This window comes from Paenibacillus sp. FSL L8-0644 (assembly GCF_038008165.1).
In the GTDB taxonomy this organism is placed as follows: Bacteria; Bacillota; Bacilli; order Paenibacillales; family Paenibacillaceae; genus Paenibacillus; species Paenibacillus polymyxa_D.
Genome location: NZ_JBBOYN010000001.1, coordinates 5268071 through 5288937, shown reverse-complemented (window position 1 = coordinate 5288937; position 20867 = coordinate 5268071). Strand labels below are relative to the sequence as shown.

At 45.5% G+C, this 20867-nt stretch carries 20 protein-coding genes and 1 pseudogene; 10 read left to right on the top strand and 11 right to left on the bottom strand.

Translation table 11 applies throughout. The annotated features are described in order from the left end of the window. The first annotated feature begins 98 nt into the window (after positions 1 to 98). Positions 99 to 542 (top strand): Lrp/AsnC family transcriptional regulator, encoded by a 444-nt coding sequence (locus tag NSS94_RS23970; protein ID WP_029518733.1) that lies wholly within the window; start codon positions 99 to 101, stop codon positions 540 to 542. Here NSS94_RS23970 and NSS94_RS23965 read toward each other — a convergent pair. Continuing rightward, positions 528 to 1709, bottom strand: a complete 1182-nt coding sequence (locus NSS94_RS23965; protein WP_341040279.1) for a serine hydrolase domain-containing protein — start codon at positions 1707 to 1709, stop codon at positions 528 to 530. The two genes, NSS94_RS23970 and NSS94_RS23965, sit on opposite strands and share 15 nt — an antisense overlap. Before the next feature lie 311 nt (positions 1710 to 2020). On the opposite strand from NSS94_RS23965, the gene NSS94_RS23960 reads away from it, so the two are divergent. Then, positions 2021 to 2215: a hypothetical protein gene (locus tag NSS94_RS23960; protein ID WP_340957347.1), complete on the top strand. Its 195-nt coding sequence runs from the start codon at positions 2021 to 2023 to the stop codon at positions 2213 to 2215. Between the two features lie 381 nt (positions 2216 to 2596). On the opposite strand, the gene NSS94_RS23955 is transcribed toward NSS94_RS23960, so the two are convergent. The 6 genes from NSS94_RS23955 to NSS94_RS23930 all read right to left on the bottom strand — a co-directional run bounded on the left by NSS94_RS23955 (position 2597) and on the right by NSS94_RS23930 (position 7329). Then, complete coding sequence (locus tag NSS94_RS23955) at positions 2597 to 3484, bottom strand: copper amine oxidase N-terminal domain-containing protein (RefSeq protein ID WP_341040278.1); 888 nt, start codon at positions 3482 to 3484, stop codon at positions 2597 to 2599. Positions 3485 to 3830: 346 nt separating this feature from the next. Further along, positions 3831 to 4733, bottom strand: a complete 903-nt coding sequence (locus NSS94_RS23950) for an AraC family transcriptional regulator (protein ID WP_029518728.1) — start codon at positions 4731 to 4733, stop codon at positions 3831 to 3833. 89 nt (positions 4734 to 4822) lie between these two features. Continuing rightward, positions 4823 to 5119, bottom strand: a complete 297-nt coding sequence (locus NSS94_RS23945; protein WP_029518727.1) for a hypothetical protein — start codon at positions 5117 to 5119, stop codon at positions 4823 to 4825. Between the two features lie 240 nt (positions 5120 to 5359). After that, positions 5360 to 5707 carry a KGG domain-containing protein gene (locus NSS94_RS23940; RefSeq protein WP_029518726.1) on the bottom strand — a complete coding sequence of 116 codons (348 nt, stop codon included), beginning with the start codon at positions 5705 to 5707 and terminating at the stop codon, positions 5360 to 5362. Positions 5708 to 5830: 123 nt separating this feature from the next. Next, a complete protein-coding gene (locus NSS94_RS23935) occupies positions 5831 to 6592 on the bottom strand; it encodes an ABC transporter permease (protein ID WP_029518725.1) in 762 nt (253 codons plus the stop codon). Continuing rightward, positions 6589 to 7329, bottom strand: coding sequence for an ABC transporter ATP-binding protein (locus NSS94_RS23930; RefSeq protein WP_341040277.1), 741 nt, complete (start codon positions 7327 to 7329; stop codon positions 6589 to 6591). Before NSS94_RS23930 ends, NSS94_RS23935 begins: the two co-directional genes overlap by 4 nt. A gap of 243 nt (positions 7330 to 7572) precedes the next feature. On the opposite strand from NSS94_RS23930, the gene NSS94_RS23925 reads away from it, so the two are divergent. The 4 genes and pseudogenes from NSS94_RS23925 to NSS94_RS23910 all read left to right on the top strand — a co-directional run bounded on the left by NSS94_RS23925 (position 7573) and on the right by NSS94_RS23910 (position 11906). Further along, positions 7573 to 8172 (top strand): TetR/AcrR family transcriptional regulator, encoded by a 600-nt coding sequence (locus tag NSS94_RS23925; RefSeq protein WP_165145764.1) that lies wholly within the window; start codon positions 7573 to 7575, stop codon positions 8170 to 8172. 100 nt (positions 8173 to 8272) lie between these two features. Beyond that, positions 8273 to 8914 (top strand): SDR family oxidoreductase, encoded by a 642-nt coding sequence (locus NSS94_RS23920; RefSeq protein ID WP_209947640.1) that lies wholly within the window; start codon positions 8273 to 8275, stop codon positions 8912 to 8914. A 375-nt stretch (positions 8915 to 9289) separates the two neighbouring features. Continuing rightward, a pseudogene (locus NSS94_RS23915) lies at positions 9290 to 10001 on the top strand (MBL fold metallo-hydrolase). Positions 10002 to 10100: 99 nt separating this feature from the next. Next, entirely contained in the window at positions 10101 to 11906 is a 1806-nt protein-coding gene (locus NSS94_RS23910; RefSeq protein ID WP_341040274.1) for a glycosyltransferase 87 family protein, read from the top strand. Positions 11907 to 12038: 132 nt separating this feature from the next. Here NSS94_RS23910 and NSS94_RS23905 read toward each other — a convergent pair whose 3' ends face one another. From NSS94_RS23905 to NSS94_RS23890, 4 genes are all read right to left on the bottom strand, one after another. Continuing rightward, entirely contained in the window at positions 12039 to 12743 is a 705-nt protein-coding gene (locus tag NSS94_RS23905; protein WP_029518719.1) for a Crp/Fnr family transcriptional regulator, read from the bottom strand. A 61-nt stretch (positions 12744 to 12804) separates the two neighbouring features. Further along, a complete protein-coding gene (rd, locus tag NSS94_RS23900; protein WP_007432984.1) occupies positions 12805 to 12975 on the bottom strand; it encodes a rubredoxin in 171 nt (56 codons plus the stop codon). Positions 12976 to 12977: 2 nt separating this feature from the next. After that, positions 12978 to 14171: an NAD(P)/FAD-dependent oxidoreductase gene (locus NSS94_RS23895; RefSeq protein ID WP_341040273.1), complete on the bottom strand. Its 1194-nt coding sequence runs from the start codon at positions 14169 to 14171 to the stop codon at positions 12978 to 12980. 36 nt (positions 14172 to 14207) lie between these two features. Next, entirely contained in the window at positions 14208 to 15443 is a 1236-nt protein-coding gene (locus NSS94_RS23890; RefSeq protein ID WP_039271834.1) for an FprA family A-type flavoprotein, read from the bottom strand. 347 nt (positions 15444 to 15790) lie between these two features. Between NSS94_RS23890 and NSS94_RS23885 the strand changes: the two genes are divergently transcribed. The 4 genes from NSS94_RS23885 to NSS94_RS23870 all read left to right on the top strand — a co-directional run bounded on the left by NSS94_RS23885 (position 15791) and on the right by NSS94_RS23870 (position 20685). Further along, entirely contained in the window at positions 15791 to 16132 is a 342-nt protein-coding gene (locus NSS94_RS23885) for a cupin domain-containing protein (protein WP_025721355.1), read from the top strand. A gap of 114 nt (positions 16133 to 16246) precedes the next feature. Further along, positions 16247 to 17020 carry a class I SAM-dependent methyltransferase gene (locus tag NSS94_RS23880; protein ID WP_029518715.1) on the top strand — a complete coding sequence of 258 codons (774 nt, stop codon included), beginning with the start codon at positions 16247 to 16249 and terminating at the stop codon, positions 17018 to 17020. Positions 17021 to 17293: 273 nt separating this feature from the next. Next, positions 17294 to 18925, top strand: coding sequence for a response regulator (locus tag NSS94_RS23875; protein WP_341040272.1), 1632 nt, complete (start codon positions 17294 to 17296; stop codon positions 18923 to 18925). Next, on the top strand, positions 18922 to 20685 hold the full coding sequence (locus NSS94_RS23870) for a sensor histidine kinase (RefSeq protein WP_341040271.1): 1764 nt from the start codon (positions 18922 to 18924) through the stop codon (positions 20683 to 20685). The genes NSS94_RS23875 and NSS94_RS23870 overlap by 4 nt, the downstream gene beginning before the upstream one ends. Positions 20686 to 20867 lie beyond the last annotated feature (182 nt).

The window sequence follows — 20867 nt, the reverse complement described above, 5'->3', positions numbered from 1 at the left end:
TTTCATTGAATCATAAAATTGTAAGCCAATATCCGAAATACTACATAATAATAATTGCGTTTATGCAATATTACCTTGGATTTAAGGAGATGGATTTGATGGACCAAGTGGATCATAAAATTTTGTTGTGTCTACAAAACCAGGCGCGTATCTCCATGACCGAGCTGGGTAAGGAGGTTGGACTTTCCCAGCCTGCCGTAACGGAAAGAGTACGGCGCATGGAGGATAAAGGTATTATCACCGGGTATCGTGCCACAGTTTCACATGAGAAAGTTGGAAAACCGATCATGGCTCACGTGCTCGTGCACACGAATCAATGCAATTCATTTGTTGAGTTTTGCCAATCTGCACCTGAAGTCATTGAGTGCCATAGAATCAGCGGCGAGCAAAATTACTTACTGAAAGTCATGGTTGAGTCTATGCTCAAGCTGGAGCAGTTCGGGGATGAGTGTGGAAAGCATGGGCACTCTACCACGTTAATTGTCCTGTCCTCGCCTGTAGACCATAAACATGTAACCCCCACTTTATTAGACCCTATTTGAGCTACCGTAAATGGCTTGGCAAAGCTCGGTTGTAAACGGACCTGACATCCCTTCAAATGCTGTATTGGTAAAGGCGACCACACTGAGTCTTAGGGCGGGATCGACGAACCACGAATGACCGTAAGCTCCTCCGAGACGCCACGTTCCGGGTGATTCAGCTGTTCCGCTTTCGTCGGGATTTTGGAGTACGGTGAATCCTAATCCAAAACCCCGCCCCGGCCAGCCTGCCAAGGGAAGGTTCCCGGTCTGGATGGTGCCCATTTCGCGGACCCATTCCTCTGAAAGTAACGGATTGCCGCCGTTTCGCAGTGTTTCCAGCAGCCGCATGAAATCTTTTGCGCTGCCAATCATACCCGAGCCACCAGAGTGGAAAGCCGTGGGATCAAAGGCTCGTGCAGGCTGAAAACGAAGTCCTGCGGTGCCTTCAAAAACCTGCGCAACCTCAAGCTCACGCATTCGCCGGGGTTCTGATATATCGTTGACATAAGGAGCCGCAAGCCGTCCGGCATCCGCGACCGCGAAACTGGTGTCGTGCATACCGAGAGGTTCGGTAACGAGCTTTTTAACAGCTGCATCAAGGGTTATGCCACATACACGGCTAATGATAGCGCCGAGCACATCAGTAGCAATCGAATATCCCCATGCTTTACCCGGTGTATATAACAGAGGCACAGAAGCCAAACGTTGCAAGTTCTCCTCCAGCGTAAGATTTGAAAAATCCATGCCATCTGATACGCCTGCACGATGATAGGGACCCCCGCCTTCTTCCTCTAAAAAGCCATAGGTCAACCCGGCAGTATGTGTCAGCAATTGGCGTACTGTAATGGAGGGCTGCTCACGACTGATTAATCGGGGGCGAAAATCGGGCAACCAGCGTTCAATAGATTCATCGAGCTTAATCAATCCTTGGGCTGCCAAAACCAAAGCCGCAGTAGATACAATCGGTTTGGATACAGAAGAAAGCCGAAATAAAGCATCCTCATGCATAGGACGTTGTTCTTCTCGATCAGCCAGCCCCGCCGCTCGGACATACACGGGTGAACCATCCATATATATCATGACGACTGTGCCGACCAGGCGCTTTTCGGCAAGGGTTTGATCTATAACTGCATTTACACGTCCGTCCAGACCAGCTTGTATCGCAAAAACTCTATTATCCAAACTCATAAATATCTCATCCTCTCTATGATCCAGCGGTTACCGCTTGATGGAACTTAGTTTACAGGATGGGAAGAAGACATTACATAAGGTAACAAAGGTGTTCAGTGAGTATTTACGTTAAAATAAAATTATATTAAAGGCATGACCTTGGATTTAAATGAATGGGACTTTACAAGAAGTTATGCCGCGTTTTATAGCATCTTTTTAAGTTGAGATACGTTGAAAATAGGTGGTAAAATTTACAACAAAGAGGGTTTTGTTTATTGAGGATTGTATCGCGTAATAAGTTGGCTTGCTTGGTTGTCTTAGGAGGGGGTTTGACCGTAATTGTTACGGGTTTTGGAGGGGATAAGGAGCCTTATAAACTTCCCGATAAGCCCAAAGAGACTGCTGTCTCGACATTTTCAGAATATATGAACGCTTCTATGAGTCGCGATTACAATAAGATGCTTTCACTGTCTGATGATTATCGCTTTGAAACAGAACGGTCGAGTTTGAGCCTGACAAAGTAGACGACAATTTAGAAGATAACTTCAAGTGATTTTAGTTTTTCAATTTTCTAATCAAACGATCCAAAACGTATCCAATAAGATACCAGAAAACTAGTGTAGTGAAGTAAACAATGGCTATGGGGATGTCTGCTTCTCGCACAAATCGAAATGATTCATACATCCAAACCAACGGGCTAACGATAGCCAATAGCATATTATAGTCGTCGTTCCCCATAATATTTACAGTAATAACTAGACACGAGATTAGGACTAGCCAAAAACGAAAAGATTTCATTGCCTATACCTCCAAACCAATATTGTATCAATTTATTACCACGTACCAGCTTAGATTCTGGTCTTTATTAATGTAAGAGGAAAAGAACGCATGCAAAGTCAATTCGATCATTTTTGTTCATCAGGGATATCAAAAAAGAAATTTGTTGGATCAACTGGTTTTTGCCCTGGGTTTATCTCTTTCCCAGTATTGTCAATGAGATTGTAACTGATTTCTCCAACAGCGGCCATGAAATTAAAATGGGTTATTCGCCCTTGAATTGTAGGTTTCTGGCCGTCTTGTTCCACTAATTTATAAGGCAAAAAGGATAGACCACTGCTCTCCCTTTTGGTTGAGTCAAAACGTGCTGTCCATATTAATACACTACAATCGTTGCTGATTTTATAGTATGAAATAACATCCATCTCCTGAATAAAAAACGAATTTGATTTGCCTTCAGGAAAATAATAGTCTGTGTTCAGATTTTCATACCCTTTGGGTGTATATTCTTTTAAATTGCTAACTTTGGGAAGTTTGATTGCTGCTCCTCTGGATACATTAAGCTTATCCGAAGTATATTTGTTTTTTATTTCATTGTTTGCTTTCGCTACATAGGCCGTCTGTGATTTTGGATTCCAGGAGACATACGCATTGGATGAATCAGCAATGAATCGGAGAGGGACCATAATCCGTCCGTTTTTCAATGTAGTGACAACAGGCAAGGTTATACTTTTTGAACCAAGCGTTGCACTTTTCTGCCCAACTTTTAATAGTGTTTTTTCACCGTTACGATCTATTGTGACTGTCTTGGTGCTATTATTCCATGTGATGGATACACCAGGTAAACTTTGAACAGCGTTTAATGGGACCATGGTAATCCCATGAGATTGGTAAGTTTCATCAGAGGATACAATTGAATTATTAACGATAATATGTGTCGAAGAAGCTTGTGCTGCTCCCGCACCTAAAGTAAGACCTAAAATAGATATGCAAGCTATTTTTGAGACAGATCTCATATTCTATACCTCCACAATTGTATTTGTTGTTATAGACGAATAAAAAAGCTGAAAGCAGCTTTTATTCCAAATTTATTTAATAAAATGTATTAAAAAGAACGATATTTAAATCACTGATAGTTACTTGCAAAATAAAAATGCTGATCAAGAATAAACCGACAACTGTATGATTCAGTGAATCGGTTTATTCTGTATTTACATCGGATTGTGTCCACAATGTCAATTCGATGTGTATTGCACCTCAAAACGGAACCCGTCAGTAATAAACTGTTATTATTTTTCAACAGACTTTAGCAAGACGATGAACAGCATCCTGATCGTAGCGGCTTCTTCGGATTCTTTTTCTCTACACTTTTTTTACTGGACGTAACACTGCGTATCCGTATCCTTCTGGGAAATGCCGCTGATAATCTTGCTTTGTTTCCTCATCCCATTCATACCCCAGGCTGCTAGGGTCAAAGTTCCAAGCTTTCTCCTCCACCATTCTCATAACGTCTCCATTGTTTTTTAAATAATTGAAGGGTGGGTGGAAAAACACCAGGTAATCTGATTCGGGGATGTCCCGGCACCTCATTCCTGCGGGAATCTCTCCGGCGTAGTCAGCGGCAACCGGTATTCCATAGAGATATCCCTTCTGACCATCCTGATAGAACCAGCCCGCAGTTTGGCCCAATTGTTCGGGAAGCTTGAGATGAGACATGCTTTCCAAAGTTCCACAAATTTCATCACAATTGTGACCGTTTCTCCAGAAATCACCGTAGTTTCGAGAAGAAGTATCCCAGATTCCAATAAATTTGTGTGCTGGTATATGCTCGATTTTGACTTCAGCTTCTTGCAAATGATCCTTAACCATCTTATCCCGCTCCTTCAAATGGTAATGATAAGGAGAGAACACCTCAACGCGAATGGCTAACGGAATAGGTCGGGGCTCCTTCTGGTATACAGCCGGAGTTACCTCGAATGCTTTTACAAATGCCCGTGTAAAAGCCTCCTGTGAAGAAAACCCATACTTTATTGCAACATCGAGGATGCGGACATTGCCATCTCGGAGTTCTAGCGCGGCACGGCTAATCCGGCGCATCCACACATAATCCCTTAACGTTATTCCTGTAAGGGAATGAAACTGTTTTGTACAGTAGTAAGGGGAGTAGCCTAACTGATTGGACATTCTCAACAACGAAGGTGCTGAAGTAAGATTATTATCAATCCAATCGATCATAAGCTGAACCATTTCGTTCCATTCATACACGAGCGTTCCCTCCTTTCGACTCCATCTTAACAGCCGGAATGCAGGAATATTTGACTTGAGTTGCATGTGTTTTTTTCTCTTGTTCTGCTTTACTCCTCTACATAGCGGATATATGGGTGTTGAAAGTACCTTTGATCAGACACGAAATAATATTGTTTGCCTATAACCAGAGGAGGGATCGCGGACTTTGAGGAAATATATAATTCTTTATATCCACCTCCGTTAAAAGTATCTCTCTGTATGACCAAGTAATCATCTGTAGTTTTAACTAGCTTAGCGATTTCTGTCGAGTGATGACCTGAATAATAATAAATCCAGCTGAAAATTAGTGAAAAAAATATAATTTTTAAAATAGTTGCAGCCGTTTTATTTTTTGTAATCAACATTCGCACCAACCTCCCATAATCCATTCTTTCATTTGTAATAAAATATGTATGATTGGTTATTTATCCTGTTTATGTATATTGTAAGGTGTATGATCCGATGTTGAAAGTAACTTTTACACAAAAAGCCTATCTGCCATTCTTCCGGCAGATAGGCTTTTATAACATAAACGTCAACTTACTTTGTGTTTATACGCAGTCTGTGCCTCTTCATAGGATTGCACCGACGGCATAGCTTTATTGTCAATTATTTTTACGTTGGCGTGCGCGAGCCTCGCCGCCTTTGCGGCCTGCTTCTTCCCTACTCATTTTCCCGTCGCTATCACTTTGGTCTGAATTGCCACGGGCTTCGCCGCCCTTGCGTCCGATTTCCTGATAGAATTCCTTGTCATGGTTTTTGGAAGTGGCTTCGCCGCCTTTTTCACCAATTTCCTGGTAGAAGTCCTTGCCATGATTTTTGGAAGTGGCCTCGCCACCTTTTTCGCCAATCTCTTGGTAAAATTCTTTGTCGTGATTTTTAGCAGTAGCTTCTCCACCTAGACGTCCTGCTTCTTCGCGACTCATTTTGCCATTTTGGTTGTTGTTAGCCATGTTCAATCACTCCTCATCGAATTTTAGTAAAGCGGGTACGTGTATCTATTAACCTTTGTGTCAGGAATTAAACATGTCCCTTTTATTTTTCCAAATAGCAGATAACTGGGGATATTCACCTGATTAGCGTTCCCATGCTTCGGTGTGCAGTTGTTGCTGGCGGTTAAATAATGCCGGATAAATGAACAGGCTGAGCAGCACGCTGGTCAAAATAGCAGAGGTCATGGTGGTAAATACGATGAGCAATTGCAAACGCACAGCGGCAATCGGATTGGCACCTGCGATGATTTGTCCGGTCATCATGCCGGGAAGCTGGACAAGCCCCAGCGTTTTCTGCCCCTCAATGGTTGGAATCATACTGGAACGTATGCAATCCTTGAGTATAGGGAAGATGGCTTGTCTAGGCGTGCCGCCTAGTGCCAGAATGAGCATGATTTCAGGCTTGCGCAGCAGGACTTCCGACTTGAGCCGGGATACCAGCAGACTGGACAAAATCATGGAGCTGCCAATGATCATACCGCTAATCGGAATCATATATCGGGCTGTCGCCGGAATAATATGCAGGCCAATGAGGAATGTCTGTGTAACGATTTCCACACACAGCAAAGTCAGGAATGACTTCCACATGAGACCGGGGATAAATCGTCCTTTGCGCGCAACATTTTGTGAGGCTACGGTAATCATGAGCAGAATGAATAATACGATAAATCCGTAGCTTTGCATCCCAAAAATCAAATGCAATACATATCCAATCGCCAGCAGTTGAACCGACGCTCTGATCGTGGCGATGATCATGTCTCGGTCCAGACCGAGTTTGAAGGATTTGGACATGACGATGGCGATAAATACAAAACCGAGAGAGAGAATCAAGGCAACAATCGTCATACCCATTCTCCTGCTACAAACTTGCGGGTCTCACTATGCTGCGGAGCATTAAAAAACGTTTCCGTATCCGCTTGTTCTATCAGTCTTCCGTCGATCATCAGCCATGTTTCGTGGCCTATCCGGCGGGCTTGTTCCATATGATGCGTAATCCAGATCATCGTTGTTCCCTCTTCTTTGTTCATTTGTAGCAGCAGTTCCTCAACCTCTTTGACCGAGGCAGGGTCCAGTGCAGAAGTAATCTCATCCAGCAGTAAAATATCCGGGCGGTTCGCAAGCGTCCGCGCCAAGGCCAAGCGTTGTCTTTGTCCGCCAGACAGTTCCTGCGCCTTCTGTTCCAACAGGTCGCGGGTGAGCCCTGCGCGTTCCAACAGGCCGGCAGGATCATCCAGAACTGTACCGTGCAGCCGTTCTACGGTTTGGAGATTGTACAGGACAGTTCCCTGAAGCATGGGGGCATCCTGAAAAACCAATGCGACTTTCCGTCTCAGTTCAGGGATCTCCCACTCCGATATAGGTTTGCCGAGGACACGGATGTCCCCTTCATCCGGTGTCATTAGGAGGTTACACAGTGAAAGCAACGTGCTTTTACCAGACCCCGATGGACCGACCAACGTGGTGATTTTGCCGGGGGAAACTTTTGCCGTAATCCCGTTCAGAACAGCACGTTGCCGTCCGGACCCGGTGAAATATTTGATGATGTGGTTGAATTCAATAGCTGGAAGTGGTTTGGGTTCCATAGTTATAGCTAGCTCCTTTGTAGGGGATCGAGGAAGGGATCAGATCCGTTCTATGATCTTATTTTTTTATTATATCAGTAATGACTGCTATGCTCTTCTGTAAAGATTCGATGCAGGTTGGCTGCGGTAAACGGCATTTTCTTTGTATAAACTAACAGGATTAGTTAAAATAGAATCTGGATCGATTCTGTATATGTATAAGGAACCGAATTACATAGAAATTCGATGAAAGGAGGCTGGATGATGTCGCCTAGAAACGGAGTAAAGCTGCAAGATATTCTGCGGGCTGCCGAGGACATTGCCAATGAACAAGGGATGGGGGATGTCACGCTCACCACGCTGGCGCAAAAGTTGCACATTCGCCCTCCGTCCTTGTATAACCACGTGGACGGATTGAACGGACTGCGCCAAGTACTGGCATTGCACAGTCTCGAACAGTTGGAGGAAGCTTTGATGAGTGCAGCAGTTGGTAGAGCGGGCGCAGATGCGCTAACCGCTATGGGGAAGGCGTATATGCGGTATGCTCGCGAGCGACCCGGTTTGTATGAAGCGATGCAGTATGCAACTGATCGAAATGATACCGAAATGAGGCAGGCTGCGGATCGCGTGGCCGAGCTGGTCATTACCGTCCTGTCCAGTGGTTATGGCTTTAAGGAAGAAGATTGCATTCATGCAGCGAGGGGATTCCGTAGCCTGCTTCATGGATTTGCCTCGCTTGAACAAAAGGGCGGGTTTGGTTTGCCTGTGGAGGTGGACCGGAGCATAGAGGTGATGATGGCTACCTTTTTGGCAGGTCTACGTGTGCAGCAAGAACGAGATGGTGAGCTGACCAAAGAAGTCTGATTTCAACCTGATGCAGCTAACATGATTGCGTCGCAGACCCGAAGGGTAAAATACATCTGTATAATGTAGATGAGAGACTCTGAATACAGGGGGGATATGAGTGAACGTACTGGTGATTGGCGCAAATGGAAAAGTAGGCAGACATCTTGTTCGTCTACTGGGGCAAAATAAATCGCATCGTGTAAAGGCGTTGATCCGCCATTCGGATCAGGCTGAAGCGCTTGAACGTTTGGGAGCAGAAACGGTGGTAGCTGACCTCGAAGGGACGGTTGGTGAAATTGCCGCAGCTATAAAAGGTAGCGATGCTATCGTATTCACGGCAGGCTCCGGTGGAAAAACAGGAGCGGATAAAACGCTGCTCATCGACCTGGATGGAGCAGTCAAGGCGATGGAAGCCGCCGAACAAGCAGGTATCCAACGCTTCGTTATGGTCAGCGCCCTACATGCGGAGAAACGGGAGCAGTGGCCCGAATCCATTAAACCGTATTATGTGGCGAAGCATTACGCTGACCGCCTGTTAGAAGCGAGCAACCTGGACTACACGATTCTTCGTCCGGGTGGCCTGACGGATGATGTGGGCACCGGCAAAGTTGCTACTGGTGAGGATCGCACCAGCCACACCATTTCTCGTGAAGATGTGGCGGCAGCGGTCATAGCAGTGCTGGAGGAACAGCAGACGTATCATCGTTCAATTAATTTGGTGTCTGGCAGTACGCCTATTGCTGAGGCAATCCGGCTGTAATTACGGATGAAGTTGTTGGATCCATTTCTTTTGGGAATGTTTCTTCAAAGTTGTCTTTTTTCTCGTATAAGTTGTACCAAGTTTCTGCAATGATATCTGGATCTCCTGACATCTCGATATCACCATTCCCAAGACTGGGCAAAGGGAGCGTGCAGGAAGATTCGTATCTAAGACTAATTTTTGCTTTGAGAGGCATCCACGGAGGCAGAGTTCCGGGGATGCTTTTTTGCTGTTTTTCTCAGTGTGATCGTCCCCGTAGTAGTCCCAAGCTCCAACTCCGGCTGAATAGCAGCAAAAACAGTTGCTTAAAACTAATTATATTAATTATAATACTAATATAATTAGTTTGTGATGAAGACAAGGAGATGAGCTGAAATGCGTATTGTTCAGGTACAGCATCTGTATCAATTGACGTTTATGCCCCGGCTGTTCCCGGTGAACTGTTATTTGGTGGAGGAGAAAGAGGGGCTCACCTTAGTAGATGCCGGATTGCCATACAGTACCCGTGGTATAGAGCAGGCTGCGGCGCGGATCGGGCAGCCGATTATTCGAATTGTACTTACCCATGCCCATGGGGATCATGTGGGTGCGTTGGATAAGCTGAAGGCAAGGTATCCTGACGCGCAAGTATTCATTTCAAGGCGGGACGCACAGCTGCTACAGGGCGATGTATCGTTGGAGGCAGGGGAACCGGATACTCCAATTCGGGGCGATGTACCGAAGCATATCCTTACCCAGCCTGACATTTTTACTGGAGGATGGGGATCATGTAGGTTCGCTGTTGGCGATCAGCGCACCAGGACATACGCCGGGTTCGATGGCATTTTTGGATACTCGTACCCGAGCGTTAATTGCAGGCGACGCCATTCAGACCCGAGGAGGTATAGCGGTATCGGGAAGGCTTAAACCGCTGTTTCCTTTTCCGGCACTGGCTACCTGGAACAAGGAAATTTCGCTGAAAAGCGCCAAAAAGCTGGCGAGTTTCGAACCATCTTTATTAGCTGTCGGTCACGGCAACATGCTGAAGCATCCACAATCTCAGCTGGAAAGGGCGATTATGGAGATGGAACGACAATCTTCAGTGTGATGATTCCGTATTCAGCCAACATTCAGCCAGAACTCACAAAGTCCTAAGCTAAGGCAGATACAATATGGGAAAATAGAAACAGAGAGAGGTGCATCGGATTTGAACGTTTGGAAAGCGAACGGTCTGAAATATATACTTCTATTTAGTCTCATATTGTGTGCTGTCGTTAGTCTCGTTTCGTTATGGAGTTATTCAGGTAGCTCCGCGTCCCAGTCTGCGGCTGTTAGACAGGGCCCATCCGGCGGGTTTGGGGGAGGAGGCGGACCTGGCGGAGGTATGAGGGGGCTGGATTCGGTGAATAGCGCTGACAGCAAGGATCAGGGGACGACAGGCCAAACTACCGACTCCTCCACTGAGGGGACATCAACATCGGGTGACCAAGGTACAATGGCTGGAACGGATACGTCTGCATCGGACAGCAGTGGTGCCGCCAGAGACGGTCAGCACAGAGGCCCCGGAGGCATGTCTGGTAACGGATCTGGCATGGGCGGTCCTGGCGGTGGTATGAGTGGTGGAAGAAGTGGGAATTCTTCATTTGCTTATGCTACTCCGCTGGCGATTTTCGCCGCTTTGTTCTTCGGTGCGTTCGTGTTTATCGCGTACCGGTTTCGGGCTCGTGTATGGAAGCTCGGGGAACGTAATCGAGGACTGATGCTGTGGACTGTGCTGGGTGTGGGTTTCTTTTTAAGAATGGCGATCGCCCCATGGATTTCGGGTCACATGGATTTAATGCTATTCCGGAACTGGGCTACGACAGCAGCGGATAGCTTATCGGGCTTTTACACGAACGGATCAAGTGATTATCCGCCGTTCTATATTTATATTTTATATGTGATCGGTCAAATCGGCTCTACGGATGCTTTCAGTCCCTATATGTCCGTGCTGCTGCGGCTTCCAAATATATTAGCCGATATCGTGACAGCGTACATGCTGTACCGGTTGGCGAGCAAACGGGTCGGCTATGGAATAAGCCTTGGATTGGCTATATTCTACGTGTTTAACCCAGCTGTATTTATCAATTCGACCTTCTGGGGGCAAGTGGATTCTTTCTTTACTCTGCTGATTGTGGGCATGATTGTGCTGCTTGTGGAAAACCGGGTGGGCTGGTCGACCGTATTGTTTACGGTAGCGGTATTGATGAAGCCACAGGGAATTATTTATGGGCCAGTTTTGTTTTTCGAGCTGCTGAGACAACGCAGAATACAACCTTGGCTGTTGTCCATTGGCGGTGTCGTTGTGACGACCATTCTGGTTATATTGCCATTTTCGTGGGGGCAGGAACCGTTATGGCTACTTGACCTATACAAGGGAACGGTCGGCGAGTATCCGTATGCTTCGGTGAACGCGTATAACTTTTTTGCACTGATCGGAGGCAATTATACGCAGGACACTACAACGCTGTTCCTGTTTAGTTACCATACGTGGGGTATGATCTGCATTGTGTTGGTGACTCTGTTCACGTGGTGGATGTTTATCCGTAGTCGCAAACCACAATTTGCAGCGGCAGCTGCATTGGTACTCATTGCAGGTGTATTTACCTTCGCTTCCAGCATGCATGAAAGGTATTTGTTCCCTGCGGCGGCGTTAGCTGTACTGGCGTATCTGTATTTGCGAGACCGCAGATTTTTATGGCTTGCAGGTGGATTCAGTCTTACGATTTTCCTGAATACCTTTGATATCTTCTATAGCTCCAATTCTCGGGATCAATACGGTATTATTTTGTGTGTGACATCATTGTCGAATGTGTTGTTGTTTGGGTATTTGGTCAAAGTAGCGTGGGATTGCTCCCAATCGACCACGATTGAGACTGCTCCTTCCACAGACGGAGTTTCGCCAGAACTTTCTTCAGCGCGGCCTGCATGGGGAGCGTCTTCCCAAGGCGTGAACACGACAATTGATCGTTAGTGGAGTATAAAATACGGTAAAAAACCGCCTTTTAACGAAATGGAAGTGGTTGATAGATCAACTGCAATCCATAAGTTAAAGAAGCGGTTTTTTTGTTGTCCTCATGTTAGAGTAACATTGTATCTATGTGTCTCAATCCATATATTCGTTCAGTTTTTGTACATCGCAGATGGTAATCTCTCGTGTACCCTTGCTATGAATAATCCCCAGCTGTTCAAATTTTCCAAATTTACGGCTGATGGTTTCGCGGGTGACACCCACATAATTAGCCATTTCTTCGCGTGAAAGGGGGAGATTTATTTTAATATTGGAGCCATCCGGCTTGCCGTATTTATGTCCAAGCTCAAGAATCATATAGGCGATACGGATTTCCGGGTCTTTGGTAGCTAGGCTTTGAGCCAGATTCTCGGTATGTGCCAAGCGTTTAGTAATGGTTTTGAGCAGCTTCAAAGAGATATCGGGATTGTTGCGGATCAACTGCTCCATATCATCCTTGGTGAGCATACAAATATCAGTATCTTTTAAGGCATACGCACTAAAGTTACTCAGCTCATCGCTGTTAAATATGTTCAACTCGCCAAAAAAATCGCCAGTTGTTAGAATGTGCAGGATTTGCTCCTTGCCCTGAGGCGTCATTTTCAGCAGCTTGACATGCCCGCTTTTAATAATGTACAGCGTATCGGATGCTTGTTCCTCGATAATCAAGGCCTCGCCTTTCTGATATTTTCGGTGTCGGATCATGGAGCTGACCTTACACAAATCTTCGCAGGACAAAGAGGAAAATATAGGAACTTTGCGGGCACAGGGCTCCTTTTCGCACTGGCAGGGGCAGGACATCTCATTCACATTCATTCACTCCATTCATAAACCGGAAACTACAGGTTATAGCGCATGGTTGTTATTCTGTATCATCTATTGGGGCAAAATGACTTTGATCCTCACCGCAGACTGGACAAACCCAGTCCTCCGGGAGATCCTCAAACGCTGTACCGGGCATCACGTCTTCATCGGGGTCGCCGATAGCAGGATCATAAATATATCCACAGGGTTGACATACATATTTTTTCATCTTTAGTTCTCCTTGTCATTCAAAATTTTTGTAAGCTCTGGTGCGTCCGGTTTGAGTCTCTGCATGATAGCTGTTTTGTAGGGTAGTGAAGCAAGAGCATCCCCAAAGCCAATCACGCCGCAGATAGAGCCGTCTTGTATGAACATACGTGTATAAGAAGCTTGATTTTTAGTAATCAGGCTGGTGTCGCAGACGTGTTCATCTACTAGACCGATGGAAAAGAGAGGGGATTCGTAGCAGTTCGACAGGGTTACAGGGAGGGGACGCTGATAGCTGACGGATGCGCCCGCCATATTGGCGCCTGCTATTTTTCCTTGCTCCATTGCGCTTTCCCATAAACCATCTACTCTACCCTGAAATTCGGCTGCATCACCTGCCGCATAGATATTGGCGGCGCTGGTCTCCATCTGCGCATTCACCAGAATGCCTTGTCCAATATCAAGGCCGATTTGGCGAGCAAGCTCTGTATTAGGCACAATTCCGATAGAGTACACGACATGCTCGCAGGGGATAACAGAGCCGTCCTGTAGTTCCACACCTTCTACGTGATCTGTGCCTTTAATACGTTGTACGCCTTGCCCAAGGTGTACCTGAGTACCCCGTTCGGTCATTCGATCGGTCAAAATAGCGGAGGCCTTTTCATCTAGCTGGCGGGGCATAAGCCGATGCGAAGCTTCCAGTATGGTTACAGCATACCCTGCTTGCTGGAAGGACCAGGCGGTTTCCACGCCTTGAATACCGCCTCCGATGATGCATATCCGGTCTCCCTGTCGCAATTCCGCTTTAAGGCTATCTGCATCTTGTCGAAAACGGATATTGTGAACGTTCCTTAGAGAAGCCCCCTCTAGCACAAGCTTACGGTTGTGAGCTCCTGTACACAGCAGCAGCTTGTCATAAGCAACGGTTTGTCCATTTATGGTTTGGATAGTACGATCCTCAGGATGTATCTCGGTTACCTTGATGCCGGAATATACATGAATTCGTTGATTGGCAAACCATTTTTCCTTTTTGATCAGGATTTTGTCACTGTGCAAATCAGTGAACAGTCCCTTGGAAAGTTTGACTCTGTTGTACGGAAAGGATGCTTCCTCTCCGTAAATAGAAATTTCAGCCAGCTCATCATGATCTCTAATCGCTTTTGCTGCGTTGACGGCGGCGACACTGCCTCCGATAATAACGTAATGTGGGTTACCCATTCAGTATCTCTCCTATTCGCTATATGCTACTGTGTTTTAAATAACACTAAGCAGTAGATCTGAGACAAATTCAGCGGCATTTTTAATTTTTTTCACTTTTTCAACATCTGTAGGAGAGAAACGAATACGTACCGGGAATTCCACATGGGTCATACCTGTTGATTTGATTACATCTGAAGTGCTTTGGACCTTCATATTGGTACCGTTCAAGTAATCTTGTACGACTTCAATGGCTTCCCCGCTCCAGCCGTAGGAACCAAAAGCAGCAGCCAGCTTACCTTCCAGATTCATCTTTTGCATTTGTTGCAATAGGTCTTCCAATTTGCCCGTCATATCAGCATATTTGGTAGAGCTACCGACGAAAACAGCATCCGCTGAGGCAATACTATTCAATATTTCCGTTTCATCGGCTTTATCCACGTCCCATAGCTCCACCTTGATTTGGTTCTCTAAAAAGCAGTCTTTCAGAATGTTTGCCATTTTTTTAGTATTATTTTTTAGGGTGGCATAGACAATCGCTACTTTTTTATCCTCCTTGGTTTCTGTACTCATAGAGGCGTACAAATCGATAAACTTGGCAATATCATGCCGGATTGCGAAGCCGTGGGAAGGTGCAATCATCTCAATATCCAGATCGGCAACAGCTTCGATTAATGTGCGCACATATCTGCGATGTGGATGAATAATAGCCTGATAGTATCCGACAAAGTCCTCGGTGATATCAAAACCAGCCTCGTCGGCAAATAGATGCTCTACAGCCACGTGTGTACTGAAAATATCGCAAGGGAACAAGATTTTATCTTCTATGCAGTACGTAATCATGGTTTCTTCCGTATGCAGGTAAGGTGTTTCTTTGAACAGCAGCGTTTTGCCTCCAATGTCCAGTTGATCTCCATCCTTGATGACGAGGAAGTTGCGATGCTGAAGCTTGTACATTTGTTGAATTTCCGGAACGGCAATCTCAGTGCAGACGATCGTAGCGTTTGTTGCCTTGGAGGCGAGTGCCGCCAATCCACCCGAGTGATCTGGTTCCGTGTGATTGACGATAATATATTGAATATCCAATGGATCGATCAATTCGGCAACAGCCTCTGCAAATTCTCTACCGAACGCCATATCTACGGTATCTACAATGGTCGGTTTTCCGGTTTTCAATAGATATGCATTATAGGTTGTGCCCTTAGATAGTAGAAGACGATGAAAGGGAACCTCACGATTATCAATTTTTCCTACCCAATAAATATCCTTTGCCAGTTGGAATCCTGGTTTCATAGGAACAACCTCCTGCTTGTTTTTGTTTGTCTAACACAATTCGATTCTAGTTGGATGTGTCGATGAAAAAGATGATTGAAATCAAATTTTTAAATATTTCAAAAGTATTTTTGACTTTAGGATTTTGCAAAATTCGATTCCAGTCGCCCCAAAGTACAATATATAGACGAACTAGACCATTTCGATCTATATATTTTGTTCATTGAAAGTCGCTTATTGGATTTTTGCAAAATCCTCCTTAAATTTAGTTTTGTGATTGCAATCACAAGGCGAGCGAAATAATCCAATACAATAAAGGTATAAATCCATCTTAAGCAATTTAATTCCAAACAGGAGCGTGAACCAATATGAAAAAATCAAACCTCATTCAATTTCAGGAATATAAGGAAGCAGCCTTTACAAAACGAATTGTGCATAAGGAAGCCGACAATGTAATTTTTATTCTCAACTTTACTCCTAATGCCGAGCTGCCAACACATAATCACCCGGGAGCGAATGTATATTTGCTTGTTCTTGAAGGCAGCGGTACTGTAACTGTGAACGGCGAAGCAACGGAAGTTGTCCAAGGGGATATCATTCATGTTACGGGCGATGAGCACTTTTCCTATCGTGGCGGTGCAGAGGCGAATTCCAGTCTGCATGTAGTGTTGACCCAAACGCCAAGTGAAAGCTATGCGCAGAACATATAAAAGAAGACACAGCAACAACATGCTCATATAAAAAAAAGAAAATGGTTATTTTTTTTACACTTATATTGATAATGAATATCATTATCGTATTTTAAAAAGAGGTGTTAATGGCCAATGCAGACAGTAGATTACAATCAGGTGCCAGGGCACTGGGTATTAGCAAGTCTCGGTAAGCGCGTGCTTAGGCCCGGAGGGTTAAAAACGACACGTTGGATGATAGAGGGACTTGACGTAACCGGGCAGGATGAGGTTATTGAGTTTGCCCCCGGATTGGGTATAACTGCTCAAATCACACTACAGCTTAATCCCCGCCGTTATATTGCGATTGAACAGAATGAGAAGGCGGCCTCTATCGTAAAAACGTATGCAAGCGGAGCAAACCGGGAAGTCATTATTGCCGATGCTGAACAGGTTCCGTTGCCGGATGCCTCTGCGACGGTGGTATATGGGGAAGCCATGCTGACGATGCACACAAGGGCCAAGAAAGCGCAGATTATTTCGGAAGCCAGGCGGCTTTTGAAAGTAGGCGGGAAGTTTGCTATCCATGAGATGTGCCTTGCTCCTAGCCATATTGAGCCTGCGCTCAGAAAGCAAATTTACAAGGACTTGGCTGTAGCCATGCGAGTTAACGCGACACCGTTGACGGTGTCAGAGTGGGAACAGTTGCTGAAAGAGGAAGGCTTTAAGGTCGTTAAAATCTATACGGTTCCCATGCACTTATTGCATCTGCCACGTATCATTCAGGACGAGGGCTGGTTGAGACTTGGAAAAATCACCTTTAACCTTATGCGTAACCATGCTGCCCGGACAAGGGTTATGGGTATGCGCAAGCAGTTTGTAAAGTACGCCGACCATCTGCAAGCGGTCAGTATCATCGCTGAGCGATAGCCTGAATTCACGAATAAGAGAATAATAGAGCTTTTTACGCAATAGCAAAAAAAGGAGACGACCCCCCATTCAGGGATTCGTCTCCTTTTTGTATATTTGCTGCTTGGCTTGGCTGCTGGTGTGCGCATGCTTTGCACCCCTCTATTTGTCATATCATAGGTGTGGTGAAAATTTCCAATCCCTGATGTTTTTACATTATCATAGTGACTAAGATCGTTGGAATAGTTAACTAAAATAATAAAATAGGCGTACATCAAAAGGAGGAAGCGTGTTATGAAGCTGCATCGAGCCATTGTGGTAGATGATGAAACCTTTACTCGTAAAGGGCTGCTTCAACTCATGGATTGGCAAGCCTGTGGTTTTGAAATCGTAGGAGAAGCTGATAACGGTGAGGATGCGCTGGAGCTAATCAGCCGTATTCACCCGGACCTGGTCATTACCGATATTCGTATGCCTGTGCTCGACGGATTAGAGCTGATTCGATCTGTGCTCGAACAGAGTACAGAACATCCCGCGTTTATTATCTTAAGCGGCTATAGTGATTTCGCTTATGCGCAGCAGGCAATCCGCTATGGGGTTCATGATTTTATGCTTAAGCCGATTGATGAGGGTGACTTTTCGGCTACATTGCGCAAGCTGAGTGAGAGACTGCATCGTGAACAACAGAATGCGCAACGATATCAGAATCACCATGCAGGTGGGTTGTTAGAGACTGTGATGATGAACCCAGTGGATGATGTAGTGGTGACACAGTGGGAGCAGCAACTACGGCTTGAGGAGGCCACTTCTATGTACTATGTACTCGTCGAGCTGAATGACCAACATCCCTGGCGCTCTGGTGACAATAATATTATGCTATCGCTTTTCCAATTCAGGGAGCTTATAGAGCAAGCACTTCATCATTTAATGGATGGCAAGTACCCTCTCTATGTCCATGAGCATCGCAACCGGATCGGTCTTATCGTACCGGACTTCTTTTTGAACTATTTTGAAGGCAAGGTCGAAGTCTTTATGAAAGCGCTACAACAGGAGATAGAGGGGATGAAGTCACTAAAAGACCAGCTGGGAAGTCGGGTTTTCATTTATGCAGGAGAGCCTGTGAATCGGTTGCAGGATATCCAGCAGTCCTACGCCTGTGCGAAGGAAGCAGTGCTCCATAAATACATTTATGACCATAGCGGTATTGTTGTATATCTACAGGAGGGAATGCCACCACTCCACTATAAGACCATACATCAGGACGTACTGGATCGCATGACGGAACAAGTCGAGGAACTGCGGTTGGAGGAGCTGCGTGTGGCCGTGGATTATTTATTTAGCAGCTTTCGGGAGGAATGTTATGCACCTGAGGCTGTGAAAATGAGTTTGCATCAATGCGTACTTAGTATCGTTCGGGTCATTCAAAACATGCAGGGAGATGAGCGCTCACTTCGGTCACTAGAACCGATGATGAACTGGCAGGACATGAACCTGTCCCTGGGTGAACTACAGCGATTGTTTACAGCTTTTGCAGAGGAAAGTGGAAGGTATATTGGGGTTCTGCGCAAGGATTGTCAGCAGGGAGGCATCCAGCACATCCGTGCTTACATTGAGCAGCATGCAGCCGAGAATATAAGCCTGAAAAGTATTGCGGCTCGCTTTTACATGAACCCGGTGTACCTCGGTCAATTGTTCAGAAAAACGTATGGTGTGTACTTTAACGAATTCTTGCTGAAATTGCGCGTTCAGGAGGCAAAACGTTTGTTGCGGCAGACGGATCTGCGGATTTATGAAATTGCGGAGCGCGTGGGCTTTGGCAGTTCAGACTATTTTGTTACCCAGTTTGAAAAGACGGCGCACGCCACGCCTAGTGAATACCGCAACAGCTTGAGTATTGGCGACGAGCCAGAGAGGGCCGGCGAATGAAGATGCTGAGGACGACTCTTGATCATGTGCGATTGCGGGATAAAATGCTGCTGCTTTATTTTCTGTGTGTTTTCGCGCCTGTAGTGTTGACCAATCTGGTTTTTTACCATGTTACCTCACAAAATGTGAAAGAACAGCGTATTCAGGATATTTCGCGTGCACTGGAACAGATTAAAATTGAATTTTACCGTGAATTTGAAGATGCGATGGAAATCTCGTCTATCTTTTATACCGATCATCAGCTCAATGAGGTGTTGGAACAAACATATCCCCACCCTGCTGATTATATTGCTGCCTATGACTCTTATTTACGTCGTATCTTGAACAATAATTACAGTCCTGTATACCATTCCGTAGGTGGAATTACGATCTACACCGATAATTCAACGCTGCTGGATTCCGGGGGAGTCAGCTTTATAGATGAGAGGGTCAGAAGCTTGCCCTGGTATACCAAAATCCCGTCTGGGCGCCAGTCCAAGCCTATATTTGTACGTACCGATGACAGTACAGGCGAACAGCTGCACCCTTTCAGCCTGATTCGGCGGATGAACTACTTTTATTCCCAAAATGGTCGTGAAAAAATACTAAAAATAGAACTGCGAATGTCGTCCATTCGTGAGATTTTCAACAACCTGAATTTGCAGGGAAGTCTCTTTCTGCTGAACGAACGAGGGGAAATCGAATATACAACGGATCCCAAAGTTGCTATAAACCACAAAAGTGTGGCCTATAGCACCCTCAAGCTGCCCGAGGACACGATGGAGTTCAAGACGAATTATGTGCTTACGAGCAATCTGAACGGCTGGAGCATTGTGGCAGCGGTATCCAGAGATGAAATGCTGTATGAAATGCAGGAATCCCGCAACTTTGTGCTCTTGTTAACCTGTGTAAATATGCTGTTACCTACATTAATTATTATCTGGATTACACGTTCGCTGAACGTGAGGATTCATCGTATTTTAAAGCACATGAAAAAGGTGAAAAACCAGCATTTTGAGCTGATTCCCGATACAGAGTCGCGAGATGAAATCGGGCAATTAACAGGTGAGTTTAACCGGATGACGCTGAAAATAAAACGACTGATTAACGATGTGTATATGGCCGATATTCAACGAAAAAATCTGGAAATTCAGCGCAGACATGCCCAGTTGAATGCACTTCACAGCCAGATCAACCCCCATTTCCTGTTCAATGCGCTGGAGACGATTCGCATGAGGAGCTTGATGAAGCATGAGGATGAGACAGCGCACATTATTCATAACATGGCACGGATATTCCGCAATTCGCTGGTGTGGAACAAGGATCGGGTTACTTTGCGGGAGGAGCTGGAGCTGATCCGTTGTTTTCTGGAAATCCAGCAATATCGCTTTGGTGAGCGAATACAGTACGAAGTGCAGGCGCGCTCTGAAGACTTGGACAATCTGCTTCCCAAAATGGTCGCGCTGACACTGGTTGAAAATGCAAGTATCCACGGCATTGAGCCGCTAAAGCATGGGGGACGCATTGAGATTCATTTTGAGCAGGAGGAAGGGCAACTGATTCTAACGGTTCGAGATGATGGGGTGGGCATGTCTGAGGAACAGGTACAACGTTTATATGGTTACATGCAAAGGCAGGAAGAAATGGGTGAGCGTATAGGTCTGCAAAATGTCATCTATCGTCTTAAACTTTACTACGGGAGCCGCTTTGAGCTTGCCATACGCAGTGCCCCCGGCGTGGGTACGGAGATACGAATTAGGATTCCTGCGGATCGGGAGTGAGGTGGAGAGCGGTACCTATTTTGCTTTGAAGGACCTTTACCTATAGTTTCCTAAGTAACACCTTTAGATTGGCAGGTGAACGAAATGGACGGCATTTTATAAAATGAAAGTGCTTACAATTTAGGGTGTGCGGGATTCCCAGTGCTTGCGGTACGTCCGCACGATATTCACACACAATCGAC